Genomic DNA, 16,991 nt, shown 5'->3' with positions numbered 1-16,991 from the left:
GGACGGTCTCAATGCGTCGCAGTCTGATTCTCCTTCTTCCCTTCGTTGCCGCGGCGTGTTCGCCCAGCGCGCAACAGCCGCTGTCTCAAGCGCAGCTGATGGCGATGTCGTCCAACAACGGCGTCGATCTGCGCAGCGCGGACGCGGCCATGTTCCTCCAGAGCCCCAGCACCGGCTACATGGAAACTGCGCCTTCGGAGGGGATGCCGGTGGCCAGCGGGCCGGCCTCTGCAGCGCGGCGCGGATCGCTGTTCGGCGGCACGGGAGCCGGGCGCAGACTGTCCGCGCAGGAGGTTGCGCAGTCGCGCATGAGGCGGCAGCAGATGGCAAGCCGCAGCCGGGACCTTCCCGAGATCACGGTGCGGCCCCCGCGCGACGACATAGCGCCGGGCGGCACGAAATCGCTCCGGCAGGCCTTCGAGGCTGCTTACGAAGACAACCCGTCCATCAACCGAGCCCGCTCCAACCTGCGTGCCGCCGATGAAGGCATCGCGGTGGCCCGCTCCGGCAACCGCCCGACGGTGACCGCCAACGTGGATGCCGGCGTCCAGTCGGTGCGCAACGTCAACGTGGCGACGGCCGATTTCGATTCGGCCAACGTCACCGACCGCAGCACGCCGACGAGCCTGTCGCTTCAGCTCTCCCAGCCCCTGTTCCAGGGGTTCCGGACGCGCAACGCCACACGCGAGGCCGAGGCCACGGTGATGGCCGAACGCCAGAGGCTGCGCGCGACCGAGCAGGAGATCCTTCTGCGCGTCGCCATCGCCTTCACCGATGTGCGCCGCGCGCGCGAAGGTGTCCGGCTGCGCGAGCAGGAGGTCAGCTTTCTGGATGAGCAGGTGTCCGCCGCCCGCTCCCGGCTGGAGTTTGGCGAAGGCACCCGCACCGACATCGACCAGGCCGAGGCGCGCCTTGCCGAGACGCTGGCGCTCCTGTCCGAAGAACGCAGCAGTGCAGCGTCCGCGGCTGCAAGGTTCCGCGAACTCACCGGTCTCGCCCCCGAACAGCTGAAGGACGACGTCAGCGTCACCAGCCTTTTGCCCAAAAATCTCGGCAGCGCCCTCAGCCGCGCGCAGGACAACAACCCCGCCATCCACCTCGCCATTCACGAGTCGGACGCAGCCAACTACGGCGTGAAGCAGCTTGAGGGGCAGGCCCTTCCCCGCCTCAGCGTCGACGGTCAGGTCCGCACCGACATCGACGTGGATTCGGCCGACCGCAACGAAAGCGCCCAGGTCCGGCTTGTGCTTCAGGTGCCGATCTATCAGGGCGGCCGCGTGTCGGCCCAGGTGCGCCAGGCCAAGGAGACGGCCGGCAGTGCGCGCATTGCGGTGGATCTGGCACGGGACGAGACCCGCACCGACCTTGTCACCGCCTGGGCGACCTACACCACATCGCGCGATACGATCACGGCGGCGAAAAGCTCGGTCCGCGCCGCCTCACGCGCCGTCAACGGCGTTCTGGAAGAATTGCGGGTCGGCCAGCGCACCACGCTGGACGTTCTCAACGCCCAGCGCGACCTGATCCGCGCGCAGCTGACCATGGTGGAGGCAATCCGCCAGCGCGACGCCGCGGGCTTTGCGATCCTGAGCGCCACCGGCGACCTCAGCATCGGGATGTTCGGCCTCAACGTCCTGCCCTACGACCCGCGCCAGCACTACGCCGCGGTGAAGGACAAATGGAGCGGCATGCGCACGCCCGACGGGCGCTGAGCACAGCACCCGCCCCGCCCGTGCGCAAAATAAAAGCCCGGCCAGCTGGCCGGGCTTTCTTCGTGATGTGACCCCGCCATTGGCCGGGTGGTGGTTCAGGCGATCAGATTGTCGATCGGGCGAAGGTGCGCCGTCTCGGGGAACACCGCGCTCCCCAGCACCGCCTGATCGAGGCCCAGATGGTCGCGCAGGACGCCTTTCATCACGGCCCGCAAGTCGGTGGTGGGCATCAGGTCACGCCCCTCGAACAGGTCCTGCTCGCGCAGGCCCGGCCAGTCTGCCACCACCTTGCCGCCGGCCACCGCACCGCCCAGAAGCATCGCAACCGTGCCGCTGCCGTGGTCCGTCCCGTTGGAGCCGTTGAAGCGCACCGTGCGGCCGAACTCGGTGACGACGGCAATCACCGTGTCTTTCCAGACCGGACCAAGGCCCCGCTTCAGTGCGAGAATCACGTTGTCGAGCCGGGTTAGGCTACGGCCGAGGCGGCCATCGATCAGCGTTTGGGAGCGGTGCGTGTCAAAACCGCTGAGATCCAGAAAGCCGACGCGGGCGCCATCGTCTGCCGCCATGGCACGGGCCGCCGCCGTGGCGGCCGCAAGCTCCTGGCGTGCCGCACCGCGGCTTTCCATGCCCATGGACTCCATTCCGGCATCAATCTGCGCCGTAATTTCCATTTCAGAGCCGGCCAGCTTCTCCAGCGCCAGCCCCTCGGCCATCGCCTCCGCCAGCACCGGATCGGTGTGCTCGTAAAGGTTCATCAGGCGCAGGCGCGTGTCGTCGGAGGCGGTGGGCATTCCCGCCGGCAGCCAGGTGACGATGTTGGACGCACCTCGCAGGAGAAGCGGCGTGCCGGAAGCCGCCGCAAAACCGCCACCCCGCCGCACTCCGGAATCCACCGGCATCTGCGCCAGAGCACGACCGAGCCAGCCGTCTTTGTGATGGCTCTGCGACGTGGTGCCGTTCTCCAGAATGTCCTGCCCCTCGAAGTGGGACCGATCGCGGTAGGGCGTGTGGACGGCGTGGACGAAAAGCGCCTCGCCTCTGGTGTAAAGGTCTGCCACCGTGGGCAGATTCCGGTTGAGCATGAAGAAGTTGTTCAGGAGCAGGCCGGACTTGTCGCCGGTGAACGGCATCGCGTCATCGTCGCGCACTTCATCGTAGGCCGGATCGCCCACCGGGGCGACACAACCGAGCCCGTCCATTGCCCCGCGCAGGACAATGGTGATGAACCGCGGATCGCGGCCGCCGGCGGCCATGGCAAGGCGCGGGATCGAAGCCCATGCCGAGAACGCCGCAACGCCGCCGAGAAATGCGCGGCGGGAAGGATGATCGAACATGTGACTACTCACCTCCGGTGAAATGGGGGGCTCATGAGAAGGAGCACGAGCCCCTGACTCTGATCCTCTGCCCGGTCGACTGCTTCTTCGACAAATGGATCCAGCGCATCGCCGAACAATTTGATCGCCAGTTCGTCCGCACGCCCGGCGGTGGAGAACCGGCGCGCTATCTGCCGTGCAAAGTCCACCCGCTCCAGCATCGCGTCGCCGCCCAGAAAGGCGTTGTCGTCGCTGGGCCATCCGGCTGGTGACGGCGGCATCCACACCTGCTGTGCCAGATCGCGCGCGCTGCGACGGATGAACGGCCCCGGCAACGTCGACCCCGTGGCCCGTGCCGCGGCAATCATGAAGTCGTAGGGCGGCACGGTCTTCTTCGGCGCGCTATCCCAGGCGACGTCGCTGTCGATCAGCGCCAGCGTCATGGCACGCAGGTCGCCGCCGGTGTCGAGGAACGTGGTGCGAAGCTTTTCGATCAGCGCGTCCGGTGCCCCGTCGGCGACGAAGTGACGGGCAAACTTGGTGGCAATGTGCCTTGCGGTGGACGGATGCAATGCAAGGTCGGGGATGATCTCTTCCAGCTGCGTCTGGCCGCCCGCACCGTAGGTCTTGCCCAGAACGGTGCGGTAGCCGGGCTCATGCACGCGCTCTTCATAGATGAGGCCGTTGCCGGAGGGATGGAAGCCGCCAAGCCAGCCGGTCATCGCCTTGGCCAGCTCGACGACGTCTTCCTGGGTGTAGCCGCCGCCTGCGCCCAGCGTGTGCAGTTCCATCAGCTCACGCGCCAGGTTTTCGTTGGCGGACGCCACCCCGCGCCGCCGGCCGCGCTGGCTGTTGGGGCCAACCGAGCGCGCATTGTCGAGGTAGTAGAGCATGGCCGGGTGGGTTGTGGCCGCAGCCACCATATCTTCGAAGTAGCCCAGAACGTGCGGGCGGATCGCCTCACGCTCGAAATTGCCGACGGTGAGACGCACCGGGAAACCGCTCTTCGCCTCAATGGCAAAGTGGTTGGACCAGAACATCACCAGCCGCTCGACAAAGGCAGCGTTGGTGGCCACCGCGTGGTTGAACCGGGCTTCCACTTCGGGGTCCACCACGCTCTTGACGAGTGCGCGGTTGCCCATTCTGGCCGCTTCCTCGGCCGCGATCTCCGCCTCGGTCGCGCCGTCCCTCAAGGCCTTGCGCGCCTCACGATAGGCGGTGCGCACGACCATGTAGCGTTTACGAAGGGAGGTCCGGTCGTACAGGATCGGATCGGTCACGATCGCAACGCCCGGGTCCTGCAACTGATCGCGCAGATATCCGGCGGGATCGTCACCGATCGCTTTCATCTCGCCCGGCCGGGGGCCGAGACCGAAGCGGGTCAACGCCGTGAGGGCGCGCGGTCGCATCATCATGTTCGTTCACCACGGGTGGCACGCCATTGCGGCGCTATCATCGTCAGCCGTCGCGGCCGCCGGACCGGCGACCGAGATTGCCCTTTCGAGGTCTGTCACTGCTTGCAGGCAAACATAATCCGGACGCCTGAACGCCGTGTGACTGAGCCTTCCTCATCAAATGGGCCATCAGCGCTCGGTTCCAAGCCTGCGTTCACAGGAACCTGAACAACCGCCGAGCGGGGCCCGCGCAGCGGCACACCATCTGCAATAGTGCAGAAAAGACGCCGCCCCTCTCCCGGGCATTGACCTTTCGGCGTCAATCTTGCCCGATGGCGTCGACACCCGCCAAGCGAGATCACAATGCCGACCGTCTATCTCCACTGTGGTGCTCCGAAGACGGGAACGTCTTTCCTTCAGATCCTGTTCGCGCGCTATCAGGAACAGCTTCTTGCGGGCAATATCGTTTATCCGAGCGGTTCGCATCACGAAGCGGCAATGTCCGGCAAGATCACCTCCGGCAACGGGGTTGCCCTTGCAAATTATCTGGACCCGAGCCTGCCCCACAAGATCGACGACAAGAACGCATTCATCAACGTTCTGGAACAGACGCTGTCCGAGGCTGACGGTAAGGACGTGCTCTACTCATCGGAATTCATTACATTTGCTCGCAGGGAACGCGCGGAAACCCTCGCAAATGTCATTCAGCGGTCCGGCTACTCGGCAAGGACAATCTACTTCGTTCGCGATATCGGCAACGCGGCGCGGGCGTCCTACATCCAGCGCGTGAAGCGACACGCTGAAACGCTGAATTTCCGAGAATATCTTGAAACGTGGGATTGTCTTTACCGCGATAACATCCGCTTTCAGAAGCGGACGTTTTCCCGCGCGAATATTGCGATCCTCAATTACGAGACGGAAAAGCACAGGATTGCCGAGCTGATGTTTCGCGACATTCTCGGCCAGTCATTCGTGCCCAGCGAATCCACCGTGATCAACCGCTCGCTGACCGAGAAGGAAATCGAGCTGATGCGGATGATGAACGGGCTTTATCCAGCCGAAAGAGCACAGCGGCTGGCGACCTTCGTCAGCGATGCGCTGATGGAGATACCAAAAGAGACAGAGGCCGCTCTGGATCAGGCGGAATTAGACCTTCTGCAAGAGAAGTTTTCCGACGACGTTGCCTTCGTCAACCGCTTCATCCAGGGCCCGACCGGGATCGGGATCAGCCGCGAAACCGTTCAGCGGCGAGCCGACGTGGCGATCGACGATTTCGAGACCACGGTGATTGCAGTTCTCGCCAAGGTCGTCGCGACGGTCGACCGCGGCAAGCGGCAGGGTTGACCCCAAGGCGCTCGGCGGGCGGACCGTTCCGGCTCATCGCAGGGGCTGGAGGATCGACACGTAGTTGGCAACGGCAGCGCCGCCCATGTTGAAGATGCCAGCAAGTTTCGGCCCCGCAAGCTGCATGTCGCCCGCCTCCCCGGCAAGCTGCATGGCGCTGACCACATGCATCGAAACACCTGTGGCGCCAATGGGGTGTCCCTTGGCCTTCAGCCCGCCGGAAACGTTGACGGGCAGCTTTCCGTCCGGCTCCGTCCAGCCTTCCAGCACGGCGCGCGCGCCCTCGCCCTCTGCGGTCAGCCCCATCGCCTCGTACTCGATCAGCTCGGCGATGGTGAAGCAGTCGTGGGTCTCCACGAACGAAAGGTCGGACAGCGAAACGCCGGCGCTGGACAGCGCGCGTTTCCACGCCTCCGCACAACCTTCGAAGCGGATGATGTCGCGCTTGGACATGGGCAGGAAATCCTGCACATGGGCCGCGCCGCGGAACGCGACCGCCTTGTTCATGCGCATGGCGGTGCCAAGATCGGTGAGGACCACTGCGGCAGCGCCATCGGACACCAGCGAACAGTCGGTTCGTTTCAGCGGGCCGGCGACATAGGGGTTCTTCTCGCTCTCGGCACGGCAGAAATCGTAGCCAAGATCCTTGCGCATCTGCGCAAAGGGGTTCTTCACGCCGTTCCTGTGGTTCTTGGCGGCGATTTTCGCCAGCGCGTCGGACTGGTCGCCATGGCGCTGAAAATACATGCCCGCAATCTTGCCGAAAACGCCGGCAAAGCCTGCCGGAATGTCGCCATCTTCCGGCAGGTAGGACGCCTTGAGAAGGTTCTCGCCAATCTGCGGCCCCGGCGTCTTCGTCATCTGCTCGACGCCCACCACCAGCACGAAGCGCGCGGTGCCGGCCCGGATCGACTTGATGCCCTGATGGATCGCGCCCGACCCCGTGGCGCAGGCATTTTCCACCCGCGTTGCCGGCTTGAAGCGCAACCGGTCGTCGGCCTGGAGCACCAGCGAGGCGGTAAATTCCTGCGGGGAGAACCCACCGTTGAAGTGGCCGAGGACGATTTCGTCCACCTCGTCGGCCCCGATGCCGGCATCGGCCAGCGCATCGGTGGTGACGCGAGTGATCAGGCTCTCCACCGTCTCGTCGCCGAGCTTGCCGAAGGGCGTGTGCGCCCAGCCCACCATTGCTGCCGTCATGCTCTTCGCTCCTGCCGTCGCGTCACCCGGCCCTGGACTATAGGGGAGCGGCGGGCGGCCCGCCATGCCTCGGCCTTTGCCCCCCACCGCGCGGCGCGCGCACGACCTCCGCCGGCGCGGGGGCCCCGGCATGGCGACGCAGACAGTGGCGATCGGCGCCGCCGATTTCTCTTGCGTCCCCCTTGCCAGCGGAGGCTCAGCTGCTCGGCATCACGTAGTTGAGTGGCATGCGGCCGCCATCGGCATAAACGGTCTGGCCGGTCATGTAGCTTGCCTCGTCCGAGGCCAGAAACGCAACGATGGAGGCGATCTCCGACGGCTCTCCGATCCGCCCCATCGGCGTGCGCGACAGGACCATCCGCTTTGCGGCAGGGTCGCGGTTTACGCTTGCCAGCATCGCCGTGTCGATGGAGCCTGGACCGACCGCGTTGACGCGAATGCCGTGGGGCGCCAGCGACAGGGCGCAGACGCGGGTCAGCTGCGAGATGCCCGCCTTGGACAGCGAATAGGGCACCTGGCTCGGCAGCGCGAACACCGCGTTGATGGAGCTCATGTTGACGATGGTGCCGGGCTTGTCGCCCTCCTTCACCCGCTCCACCATGTGCCGGGCAACGGCCTGTGAGAGCAGGAACGCACCCTTGAGGTTGACCCGGAGGACGCGGTCGAAATCGTCCTCGGTCAGCTCCAGAAAATCGCCGCCGCCGACAATGCCGGCGTTGTTGACCAGAACGTGGACGTCACCGAAGGCGTTGAGCGTGGCGGCGAGCAGATTGCGCACGTCCAGCTTTTCGGAAACGTCGCATTCGAGGCCGAGGACCCTGTCCTCCGGGCCGATCCCGGCTGCAATGGCTTCGGCAGCTTCCCCGTCCACATCGGCAACGACGACGCACATTCCTTCCTCGTAAAGGCGTTCGGCCACGGCGCGGCCAATGCCCTGGGCCGCACCGGTCACGATGGCGATGCGGTCGGTCAGGCCCTTCACGCTTTCACACCTGCGAGGCGATCGGTTTCCTGCCGCAAGGCAAGAGCGATGTCATCGAGCGCTTTGGGGTCGTCGATTGTCGCGGGCATTGCAAAATCCTCTCCGTCGGCGATCTTTTTGATCGTCGCGCGCAACGTCTTGCCGGAACGCGTCTTGGGCAAGCGGGGGACGGGGATGACATGCTTGAATGCCGCAACGGGCCCGACCTCCTGGCGCACTTTGGCCACAAGTTCAGCTTCCAGTCCTGCAAATTCCACACCGTTTCCAAGGACGACGAAGCCCACAGGCACCTGCCCCTTGATCGGGTCCTCCACCCCCACCACGGCGCACTCCACCACGGCGCGGTGGGAGGTGAGCACATCCTCCATCACGCCCGTTGAAAGACGATGGCCGGCGACATTGATGACATCGTCGGTGCGCGCCATGATGAAGACGTAGCCGTCCTCGTCGACGAGCCCCGCGTCGGATGTGTCGTAGTAGCCTGGAAAACGCGTGAGATAGGCGGACCGGAAGCGCGCGTCGGCGCCCCAGAGCGTCGGCAGGCAGGACGGCGGCAGCGGCATCCGGATGGCAACATTGCCGAGGGTGCCGGGGGCCACAGGCGCGCCGTCGTCGGTGAGGATGGTGATTTCGAAACCCGGCATCGGGCAGGTGGGCGACCCGTGCTTGACCGGCAGCGGCTCCAGGCCGAACGGGTTGCCGACAATGGTCCACCCGGTTTCGGTCTGCCACCAGTGGTCGAGGACGGGTACGCCGAGCGCCCGCTCTGCCCAGGCGATGGTGGCGGGGTCGGCCCGTTCGCCCGCCAGAAAGAGCGCGCGAAAGGCCGAAAGATCATGCGCCTTGGGGCAATTGCCTTCCGGGTCTTCCTTCTTGATGGCGCGAATGGCGGTGGGGGCGGTAAACAGTGTGACCACCTTGTGGTCGGCGCACACCCGCCAGAACGCGCCCGCATCGGGCGTTCCCACCGGCTTGCCCTCGTAAAGCACCGTGGTCGCGCCCACCAGAAGCGGCGCGTAGACGATGTACGAATGGCCGACCACCCAGCCCACATCGGACGCGGCCCAGTACACCTCCCCCGGCTGCACGCCGTAGATGTTGGCCATGGACCAGGCGAGCGCGACCATGTGGCCGGCATTGTCGCGCACCACGCCCTTGGGCTGCCCGGTCGTGCCGGAGGTGTAGAGGATGTAGAGCGGATCGGTGCCCTTGAGCGGCACGCAGGGCACGTCCCGGCCCTTTGCCAGCGCGGCTTCAATGAGCGGGCCAAGGTCGTGATCGCCGGGCGGGATGCTGGCCGGGCCTTCGGCGCGTTGCAGGTAGAGCGCCGGAATGTCGAGCCCGGCGATGCGCCGCGCTTCGGAGATCAGCGGCTCGTAGGCCACGATGCGGCCCGGCTCCAGACCGCAGGATGCGGCAAGAATGACGGTGGGCGCTGCATCCTTCAGCCGTGCAGCCAGCTCCTTGGCGGCGAACCCGCCAAACACCACCGAGTGGATTGCCCCGATCCGCGCACAGGCCAGCATGGCCGCTACCGTTTGCGGGATCATTGGCATGTAGACGATGACGCGGTCGCCCTTTCTGACACCGCAATCGGCGAGCACGGCGGCAAACGCATTCACCTGGCGGTGAAGGTCGGCGTAGGTCCAGGTGGTGACGGTGCCGGTCAGGGGCGAATCGTGAATGATGGCGACCTGTTCGGCGCGGACGGGCAGATGCCGGTCGACGGTGTTCCACGCCGTGTTGCCCACGGCATCGGGGAACCAGCGGCCATAGACGCCGGCGTCTTCGTCGAACGCGCGGGTGGGAGGTTCGGTCCAGTCGATCGCGCCGGCTGCATCCAGCCAGAATTGCGCCGGATCGCGGCGCCACGCGTCCATCATCGCGGCATACTCGCCTGCCATCGGTCCCCTCCTCTTGCGCTTCTGTGGCGCCTGATGAGGAACGATGCCACCTCCCGCACCATGGCGCAAAGGATAGACGCCACGCGGCCGGACTGCCTTGCTGCACGCCTGCGCATGCCGCTCGTGCGATAAAGGGCGGCGGCTGCTGCGTTGTGGTTTTCAGCTGTGGTGATCGAGCAAGGCAGACAGGCAACAGGTGGCACGGGACTGCGCGGAACATGGTTCTGTTCTGCGCAGCCGGTGCGGGCGGGCTGAGATGGACGATGCTCATCCGGCCGGGTGGCTTGCAACCTGTACTTTAGTAATTATCAGAAGTGGCTGCGGCGCCAGAATGTTAGCGGCGGCGATTAATTTCGGAGACGTTCAAGCTCGTCCTTCAGGCGGAGCTTTTCGCGCTTGAGCGCTGCGGCAGTCAGTGAATCTGCCGATGGCTGGGTGGTTATGGACTGGAGCTGGTTCTCCAGGGCAGCGTGTTTCTTCTCCAACGAAACCATTCGCATATCTGCGGACATGTGCACCTCCGTCATTGAGACGTCATGAAGCTAGCACATCCCGCGGGAAGGAACACACCCTAAAATAGAAACTCAGAATTACTCGGCCGGATGGGTCGCCGCAGGCTGCATCAGTTTGCGGCCCTCCGCGAAGTAGATGATCACGACAACCATGGCGGAAAACAGACAGAAGCCGCCAAGAAGCGGGTAGACCGTCCCGTCATAAAGCTGGCCGACTGCGCCACCCAGAACAGCGCCGAGACCCGTCATCACAAATCCGACAAAGGACGACCCGGTGCCCGCAATGGCGCCGAGCGGCTCCATCGCCAGTGCGTTGAAGTTGGGCAGAACCAGCCCGATCAGGAAGAAGGCGAGCGACAGGAACACCATCAGTACCGACAGATGCGGCGTGCCAAAGATCTCGACGCCGACCCACATCAGCGCGGACGCCGCCATCAGTGCCAGGATGGCGCCATGGGACAGCCGGCGCATGCCCCAGGTCTGCACCAGGCGGGTGTTGACGAAGGAGGACACGATCATCATCCCCGCCACGGAGGCGAACACCAGCGGGAACCAGTCGACGATGCCATAAATGTCGGCGAAGACCTGCTGGGTGGTGGAGATGTAGGTCATCAGGCAGCCGAAGATGAAGCCCAGCGCCAGCATGTAGCCGACCGTCTGCCCGTTGCTGCAGATGGTGGCCAGCGCCACGCGAATGGACACTGGCTTGCGCGCCAAGGGCCCTGTGCGCGGGTTGGTCTCCGGCATCCGGATCAGCGTCCAAAGGAAGGTGCCTGCTGCAAAGAACAGGAGCACCACGAACACGTAACGCCAGCTCCCCAGCGCGCCGATGGTGGCGCCGATCGTCGGTGCAATCACCGGCAGGATGATGAACACGGTCATCACAAAGCTCATCACCTGGCTCATGGCGCGGCCGACGAAGCGGTCCCGCACAATGGCAACGGCGACAACCCGCGGTCCCGCGGCCCCGAGCCCCTGCACCGCACGGGCGACCAGCAGCATGGTGTAATTTTCGGCGATGATCGCCATGGCGGAACCGACGATGTAGATCAGCAGGCCGCCGAGAAGTGCCGGCTTGCGGCCCACCCGGTCCGACAGCGGACCGACGAAAATGTGCCCGATCGCGAATGCGCCCAGGTACACCGTGACCATGAATTGCTGCTTGTTGGGATCACCCAGCGCAAATGCCTCGACGATGTCCGGCAGCACCGGCAGCATGACATCCACCGACAGCGCGGTGATCGCCATCATGAACGCCGTGAGGGTGACGAACTCCCACATCGAAAGGGCGAAGGGTTGGTCGTCGGCGTTCTCATTCATAGGGATGCACTAGCACTTTTGATCATCGGTAAGGTTCACACGTAGGCCTGAAACAAGCAGTGACATAGCGCGCCGCTTGCATGGCAGAGCTGCCGGCGTTTCAGTCGGCAGTGCCGGAACGGCGCAGAAGAGCAGCTTCGCTGCGCCGTTTCATCTGGATGGCGATGACGGGCCCGGCGATAGACAGAAGGATGAGGCGCAGAATGTGGAGAACTGCCACGAACGCCACATCAAAACCGAGCAGGAACGAGAGTGCAATCATCGCATCGACGCCGCCCGGTGCATAGGCCAGGAACACCGCGCCCAGCGGCTCGCCCATCATGGTGGAAAAGACTGCCGCCACGCTGATGCAGACACTGAACGCTGCGGCAAATGCCGCCAGCGACAGCCAGACCGTAGTCCAGATGTCGCGCCCCTTGGTGGAATCGAAGCGCTGCGCCACGGATGCGCCAAGAACGATGAAGGTTGCCGCCGCCACCACCGGCGGGATGGAAATGGTCAGGATGCCGGCGCCCGACAGGATCGCCGAGATGCACAGTGGCAGCACCACCGGCCCGCTCGGAAACGTGAAACTGCGCGATACCAGCAGGCACACGAAGGCGAGGAGAAAGCTCAGCGCAACGTCGAGCGTTGTGGCGTCGGGCGCTGCGAACGCATCCATGGTCGAGCCGCCTTCGGAGCGGCCGAACACCAACGGGATGATCGCAACGAGGATGAAAAGCCGCAACGCCTGCGACATCACCACACGGTCAACGCGAGCGCCAAGCTCGACTGCGGTTGCAAGGGTCACTTGCAGTGCGCCGGGGATGGAGCCGCAAAGGGCCGTGAGCGGGTCCCACCCGCCAACGCGCCGAAGCACCAGATAGCTTGCCGCGGTGGCGCCCGAAACGGCAACGACGAGGCCGACGATGGCGACCGGGAGTTCGGCCAGCGCACTCAGCGTGTCGGGCTTGACGCCGGACCCCATCATGACGCCGAGGACCGCGAGAAAAGGCTCACGCAGATTGCGCGGCAGGTCCGTGCGCAGCCGAAGCGCCACGCAGAGGGTGACGGCCACCGCGCTGCCGGTGAGGAACGCTGCCGGGGCGCCCAGATAGTAAAAGAGCAAGGCGCCCGCTGTCCCGGCAAGGAGTGTCGTCGCGACCGGGAGAAAGCGAAGCATGAACCGTCCTTGACCTTGAAGGCCGGACGGGACCGCCCGGCGTCTTAGCGCGGCAGCGTCGTTTCACCCATGAGGTCGAGGTCGATCGCGCGCGCAGCCTGGCGTCCTTCGCGAATGGCCCAGACAACGAGGCTCTGTCCGCGGCGGACGTCCCCTGCGGCATACACCTTCGGGACGCTGGTGCGATAGTCCTCGGTGTTTGCAAAGATATTCGTGCGGCGGTCGCGCTCGAACTCGTAGGCGGTCACGTAGGTTTCCTCGCGCGGGCCGGCAAAGCCGATGGCGAAGAGGACGAGGTCGGCGCGAATGTCGAACTCGGTGCCCGGCAGCGGCTTGCGCGCAGCATCGACGCGGGCGCAGCGCACATGGGTGGCACGGCCCTTCTTGCCGACAATCTCCAGCGTGGCGGCCGCAAACTCGCGGTCCGCGCCTTCGGCCTGGCTGGACGAGGTGCGGAACTTGGTCGGCCAGTAGGGCCACACCAGGTCCTTGTTCTCGCGGATGGGGGGCATCGGACGGATGTCCATCTGCGTGACGGCGAGCGCGCCCTGGCGAATGGAGGTGCCGATGCAGTCGGACGCGGTATCGCCGCCGCCGATTACCACCACATGCTTGCCGGCGGCCACAATGGGCGTGTCCGGGAAGGTTTCGCGCGCAACGCGGCGGTTCTGCTGCACAAGGAAGGGCATGGCATAGTGGACGCCTTCCAGCTCGGCACCCGGCAGGCCCGGATCGCGCGGCCGCTCGGCGCCTGTGGTCAGGAGCATGGCGTCGTGTTTCTCCACCAGTGCGCGCAGGCGCTCGGCGTCAACGTCCGCGCCGAAGTGGAAGACCACCCCCTCGGCCTCCATCTGCGCAACGCGCCGCTCGACGCCGCCCTTCTCCATCTTGAAGTCGGGAATGCCGTAAGTCAGCAGGCCGCCGGCGCGCTGGTAGCGCTCATAGACGTGAACCTCGTGGCCGACGCGGGCGAGCTGCTGGGCCGCCGCCATGCCGGCGGAACCCGCGCCGACAATGCCGACCGTCTTGCCGGTCATCGCCTGCGGCGGCTGCGGCTTGATCCAGCCTTCTTCCCACGCACGGTCGGCAATCGCCTGTTCGATCGCCTTGATGGCCACCGGCGTGTTCTCGATGTTGAGGACGCACGCCTCTTCGCACGGAGCGGGGCAGATGCGGCCGGTGAACTCGGGGAAATTGTTGGTGGAGTGCAGGTTTTCGGACGCACGCTTCCAGTCGCCGGCGTAGACGAGGTCGTTCCAGTCGGGGATCTGGTTGTCCACCGGGCAGCCGGTGTCGGTCTGGCAGAACGGAATCCCGCAATCCATGCAGCGGGCGGCCTGACGCTCCACCTCCGGCCGGGACAGCGGCAGCGTGAATTCCTTGAAATGGCGAACCCGGTCGCTGGCGGGCTGATATTTCAGCTCCTGCCGGTCGATCTCCAGAAAGCCCGTGACTTTACCCATCGTGCGTCCCCGTTCTGCGCACGCGCATCCGCGCGCAGCCTCGTCCTTGGAATTGTCCCAGAAGCCGCCTTCTGCGGTAAATCGTGCCAGTTGGCAAGGCGACGCTGGCACCCCTCCCCGCGGCAGCGGCCCGCAGAGCGTTAATTGGCCGCTGTCTCTTTCAGGAATGCCTCGACCACTGCGGCGGAATTGCTGGCAGCCAGCCCCATGAAAACCTGCATCTCGTTGGCGGCATCGCTGCCGCCGGCAAGGTCCGACAGCGAGCGGAACACGATGAACGGCACCCCGTTGGCGTAGGCCACCTGCGCCACCGCCGCCGATTCCATGTCGAGCACCTTCGCGTCGAACGTATCGGACACGTACTGGCGGAAATCCTCATTGTCGACGAAAGCGCTGCCCGAGACACCATTGCCCCCCACAACGACCTTCGGCGCAGCCGAAAGGCACGCGCCGCTGACGCCGCAGTCCTCCAGGTCAAGCTTGTCCACCGCCTTCCTTGCGGTCGCCAGCAAGGAAGCGTCGGCCTCGAACCAGAATTTCGGCTCCGGCGCATCGCTGCCTTCGGAGCGCACCTCCATCGCCTGCGGAAACATCATCCCGTAATTGGGAAACGGCGTGCCGAAGAATGGCGGCACCTTGAAGCCGTCGTCGGTCTCCCGCGCGATCACCATGTCGAGGTAGGGACCCCATTTTTCCGCCACCACCACGTCGCCGATGTTGAGGTCCGGGTCCACGCCACCGGCAATCCCGGAAAAGACGATGGTGTCGATGTTGAAGCTGTCGATGGCCATCTGCGTGGTCATGGCGGCATTCACCATGCTGATGCCGGACAGGAACAGCACCACATCGCGGCCCCCCAGTTCGCCGGTAACAAAGCGCACACCGGCGCGCTCATAGGTGGCCGCGCCGGTCAGCTTTTCGTGGTGGACGCCCCATTCGGGCTCGAACGCCGAGATCAGCGCAACGCGCGGCGTCTCGTCCAGCTTCTGCGCCTCGGCGGTGACGGCGGAGGCTGCAAGGCCCGCCATCGCAACAATGCCGGCAGCAAGAATGGTGCGTTTCATCAAGGGGCTCCCGTCAACACAGCAATCCGGTTCGCAACATATTCGTCAGCGCCCGATCCGCTTGCACGAGAAAGATCCTTCGCCTACGCAATTTCTTGCAATAACTCCGACACGAGACCGACCATGACCCCCACCCTCCTCGGCATCGACATTGGCGGCACCAAGACCGCGTTCGTGCTGGGCGCGGCGGACGGCACCGTGATTGCGCGCCACCAGATCGCCTCCGGTGCAGAGCGGGGCTATGCGCCGATGCTGGCCGACATTTGCCGCGAGGCCGCGCTGCTGCTGGCCGCACATCCCAGCGTTGCTGCTGTGGGCGCTGCGGTGGGCGGGCCGCTCGATGCCGTGGCCGGGCGCGTTCTCGGCCCGCCGCACCTGCCGGGATGGGACGATGTTCCCCTCGCCGCAGATCTTGCTGCCCTTGGCCGCCCCGCCCGCATCGAGCATGATGCCAAGGCCGGCGCCCTTGCCGAGTGGCGCTTTGGCGCGGGCCGCGGCTCTGACGACATGGTGTTCCTCACCCTTGGCACCGGCATCGGCGCCGGGATTATCAGTGGCGGGCGGCTCCTGCGCGGCCGGGCCAACCTTGCCGGCGAGATCGGCCACTGGCGTGCCCTTCCCGATGGCCCGGCCTTTTATGGCAAAGCCGGCTCGCTGGAGGGCATCGCCAGCGGAGCGGGCATTGCGGCCCATGCAAGCTGGGGCTGGCCGGCGACCCTTGGCACCGTGGCAGACGCCAAAGCCCTCAAGGACCGGGCCGACACTGGCGACGCAGACGCTGTCGCCGCCATCGAGGCAGCCGGCACCGCGCTGGGGTCCGCCGCGGCCAGGCTGATCGACCTTCTGGCGCCGGAGCGGATCGTTCTGGGGAGCCTCGCGCAGCGCATGGGGCCTGCCTTCACCCGTCCGATGCACGCCGCCATCGCGCGCGAGGCACTCCCCGTCAGTCTTGCCGGGTGCACCGTGGTGGACGGTGCCTTCGGCCCCGCCATTGGCGATGTTGCAGCGCTCAGCGTCGCACTCACCGCCCTCGAAACCAGCAGCTGAGGACCCCCTGACGATGGACGACCAACTCCGCCAACTTGCCGCGACCTTTGAGGCCGTGCGCGCCCTTTCGCCCGACCTTGCCCGCGCCACCACCGCGATGGTGGAGACGCTTGAGGCGGGCGGCTGCATCTTTGTCTGCGGCAATGGCGGGAGCGCTGCCGAAGGGCAGCACTTCGTCACCGAGCTGGTCGGCCGCTACAAGCATGACCGGGCGGCGCTTCCATCCGTCTGGCTGGGCGGCGACACCGGTCAGATGACCTGCATCGCCAACGATTTTTCGTGGAATGACGTGTTCGCCCGCCCGCTCCGCGCGCTCGCCCGCGAGGGTGACCTGCTCCTCGCGCTGTCCACCAGCGGCCGCTCCTCCAACGTGGTGGCAGCGCTGGATGTGGCCGGCGAACTCGGCCTCCGCTCCATCGCGCTCCTTGGCGAACCCGGCAACATGCAGGCCCGCGCCACCATTCCCCTCACCGTCGGCCCGTTCGGCACCGCGCGGGTGCAGGAGGCGCATCTCTTTTTGATCCACTGCCTGTGTGACGGCATCGAGGCCGCCTTCCCGGCCGCCTGATCC

14 protein-coding genes are annotated in these 16,991 nt (G+C 65.6%); 4 read left to right on the top strand and 10 right to left on the bottom strand.

The features are described from left to right. Positions 1-11: 11 nt before the first annotated feature. A complete protein-coding gene (locus RDV64_RS15375; RefSeq protein WP_309195798.1) occupies positions 12-1,712 on the top strand; it encodes a TolC family outer membrane protein in 1,701 nt (566 codons plus the stop codon). Between the two features lie 95 nt (positions 1,713-1,807). On the opposite strand, the gene RDV64_RS15370 is transcribed toward RDV64_RS15375, so the two are convergent. Next, complete coding sequence (locus tag RDV64_RS15370; RefSeq protein ID WP_309195797.1) at positions 1,808-3,049, bottom strand: DUF1501 domain-containing protein; 1,242 nt, start codon at positions 3,047-3,049, stop codon at positions 1,808-1,810. An 8-nt stretch (positions 3,050-3,057) separates the two neighbouring features. After that, on the bottom strand, positions 3,058-4,443 hold the full coding sequence (locus RDV64_RS15365) for a DUF1800 domain-containing protein (RefSeq protein ID WP_309195796.1): 1,386 nt from the start codon (positions 4,441-4,443) through the stop codon (positions 3,058-3,060). A gap of 342 nt (positions 4,444-4,785) precedes the next feature. On the opposite strand from RDV64_RS15365, the gene RDV64_RS15360 reads away from it, so the two are divergent. Continuing rightward, positions 4,786-5,766 carry a hypothetical protein gene (locus RDV64_RS15360; RefSeq protein ID WP_309195795.1) on the top strand — a complete coding sequence of 327 codons (981 nt, stop codon included), beginning with the start codon at positions 4,786-4,788 and terminating at the stop codon, positions 5,764-5,766. Positions 5,767-5,799: 33 nt separating this feature from the next. Here the strand turns inward: RDV64_RS15360 and RDV64_RS15355 are convergent, their stop codons facing one another. From RDV64_RS15355 to RDV64_RS15320, 8 genes are all read right to left on the bottom strand, one after another. Then, positions 5,800-6,966 (bottom strand): acetyl-CoA acetyltransferase, encoded by a 1,167-nt coding sequence (locus RDV64_RS15355; protein WP_309195794.1) that lies wholly within the window; start codon positions 6,964-6,966, stop codon positions 5,800-5,802. A 196-nt stretch (positions 6,967-7,162) separates the two neighbouring features. After that, positions 7,163-7,948, bottom strand: a complete 786-nt coding sequence (locus RDV64_RS15350) for an SDR family NAD(P)-dependent oxidoreductase (RefSeq protein WP_375143755.1) — start codon at positions 7,946-7,948, stop codon at positions 7,163-7,165. Further along, complete coding sequence (locus tag RDV64_RS15345) at positions 7,945-9,852, bottom strand: AMP-binding protein (protein ID WP_309195793.1); 1,908 nt, start codon at positions 9,850-9,852, stop codon at positions 7,945-7,947. Before RDV64_RS15345 ends, RDV64_RS15350 begins: the two co-directional genes overlap by 4 nt. Before the next feature lie 347 nt (positions 9,853-10,199). Further along, complete coding sequence (locus RDV64_RS15340; protein WP_309199519.1) at positions 10,200-10,346, bottom strand: YdcH family protein; 147 nt, start codon at positions 10,344-10,346, stop codon at positions 10,200-10,202. 96 nt (positions 10,347-10,442) lie between these two features. Continuing rightward, on the bottom strand, positions 10,443-11,684 hold the full coding sequence (locus RDV64_RS15335; RefSeq protein WP_309195792.1) for a multidrug effflux MFS transporter: 1,242 nt from the start codon (positions 11,682-11,684) through the stop codon (positions 10,443-10,445). 100 nt (positions 11,685-11,784) lie between these two features. Continuing rightward, a complete protein-coding gene (locus RDV64_RS15330; protein ID WP_309195791.1) occupies positions 11,785-12,846 on the bottom strand; it encodes an AbrB family transcriptional regulator in 1,062 nt (353 codons plus the stop codon). 44 nt (positions 12,847-12,890) lie between these two features. After that, positions 12,891-14,309: a glutamate synthase subunit beta gene (locus RDV64_RS15325; RefSeq protein ID WP_309195790.1), complete on the bottom strand. Its 1,419-nt coding sequence runs from the start codon at positions 14,307-14,309 to the stop codon at positions 12,891-12,893. Positions 14,310-14,449: 140 nt separating this feature from the next. Further along, positions 14,450-15,373 carry a 5'-methylthioadenosine/S-adenosylhomocysteine nucleosidase gene (locus tag RDV64_RS15320; protein ID WP_309195789.1) on the bottom strand — a complete coding sequence of 308 codons (924 nt, stop codon included), beginning with the start codon at positions 15,371-15,373 and terminating at the stop codon, positions 14,450-14,452. A gap of 123 nt (positions 15,374-15,496) precedes the next feature. Here RDV64_RS15320 and RDV64_RS15315 point away from each other — a divergent pair, with 123 nt between their 5' ends. Both RDV64_RS15315 and RDV64_RS15310 read left to right on the top strand, forming a co-directional pair. Continuing rightward, positions 15,497-16,420 carry an ROK family protein gene (locus RDV64_RS15315; RefSeq protein WP_309195788.1) on the top strand — a complete coding sequence of 308 codons (924 nt, stop codon included), beginning with the start codon at positions 15,497-15,499 and terminating at the stop codon, positions 16,418-16,420. A gap of 13 nt (positions 16,421-16,433) precedes the next feature. After that, complete coding sequence (locus RDV64_RS15310; protein WP_309195787.1) at positions 16,434-16,988, top strand: SIS domain-containing protein; 555 nt, start codon at positions 16,434-16,436, stop codon at positions 16,986-16,988. The last annotated feature ends 3 nt before the right edge of the window (positions 16,989-16,991 follow it).

This window comes from Acuticoccus sp. MNP-M23 (assembly GCF_031195445.1).
In the GTDB taxonomy this organism is placed as follows: Bacteria; Pseudomonadota; Alphaproteobacteria; order Rhizobiales; family Amorphaceae; genus Acuticoccus.
Note: the sequence above shows the minus strand (reverse complement) of the source record. Positions and strands in the feature narration are given on the sequence as shown.

What these genes read in the sequence shown, in the direction of transcription:
- RDV64_RS15375 (WP_309195798.1), top strand. Translation starts at nt 12, where the DNA reads ATGCGTCGCAGTCTGATTCTCCTTCTTCCCTTCGTTGCCGCGGCGTGT.
- RDV64_RS15370 (WP_309195797.1), bottom strand. Translation starts at nt 3,049, where the DNA reads ATGTTCGATCATCCTTCCCGCCGCGCATTTCTCGGCGGCGTTGCGGCG.
- RDV64_RS15365 (WP_309195796.1), bottom strand. Translation starts at nt 4,443, where the DNA reads ATGATGATGCGACCGCGCGCCCTCACGGCGTTGACCCGCTTCGGTCTC.
- RDV64_RS15360 (WP_309195795.1), top strand. Translation starts at nt 4,786, where the DNA reads ATGCCGACCGTCTATCTCCACTGTGGTGCTCCGAAGACGGGAACGTCT.
- RDV64_RS15355 (WP_309195794.1), bottom strand. Translation starts at nt 6,966, where the DNA reads ATGACGGCAGCAATGGTGGGCTGGGCGCACACGCCCTTCGGCAAGCTC.
- RDV64_RS15345 (WP_309195793.1), bottom strand. Translation starts at nt 9,852, where the DNA reads ATGGCAGGCGAGTATGCCGCGATGATGGACGCGTGGCGCCGCGATCCG.
- RDV64_RS15340 (WP_309199519.1), bottom strand. Translation starts at nt 10,346, where the DNA reads ATGGTTTCGTTGGAGAAGAAACACGCTGCCCTGGAGAACCAGCTCCAG.
- RDV64_RS15335 (WP_309195792.1), bottom strand. Translation starts at nt 11,684, where the DNA reads ATGAATGAGAACGCCGACGACCAACCCTTCGCCCTTTCGATGTGGGAG.
- RDV64_RS15330 (WP_309195791.1), bottom strand. Translation starts at nt 12,846, where the DNA reads ATGCTTCGCTTTCTCCCGGTCGCGACGACACTCCTTGCCGGGACAGCG.
- RDV64_RS15325 (WP_309195790.1), bottom strand. Translation starts at nt 14,309, where the DNA reads ATGGGTAAAGTCACGGGCTTTCTGGAGATCGACCGGCAGGAGCTGAAA.
- RDV64_RS15320 (WP_309195789.1), bottom strand. Translation starts at nt 15,373, where the DNA reads ATGAAACGCACCATTCTTGCTGCCGGCATTGTTGCGATGGCGGGCCTT.
- RDV64_RS15315 (WP_309195788.1), top strand. Translation starts at nt 15,497, where the DNA reads ATGACCCCCACCCTCCTCGGCATCGACATTGGCGGCACCAAGACCGCG.
- RDV64_RS15310 (WP_309195787.1), top strand. Translation starts at nt 16,434, where the DNA reads ATGGACGACCAACTCCGCCAACTTGCCGCGACCTTTGAGGCCGTGCGC.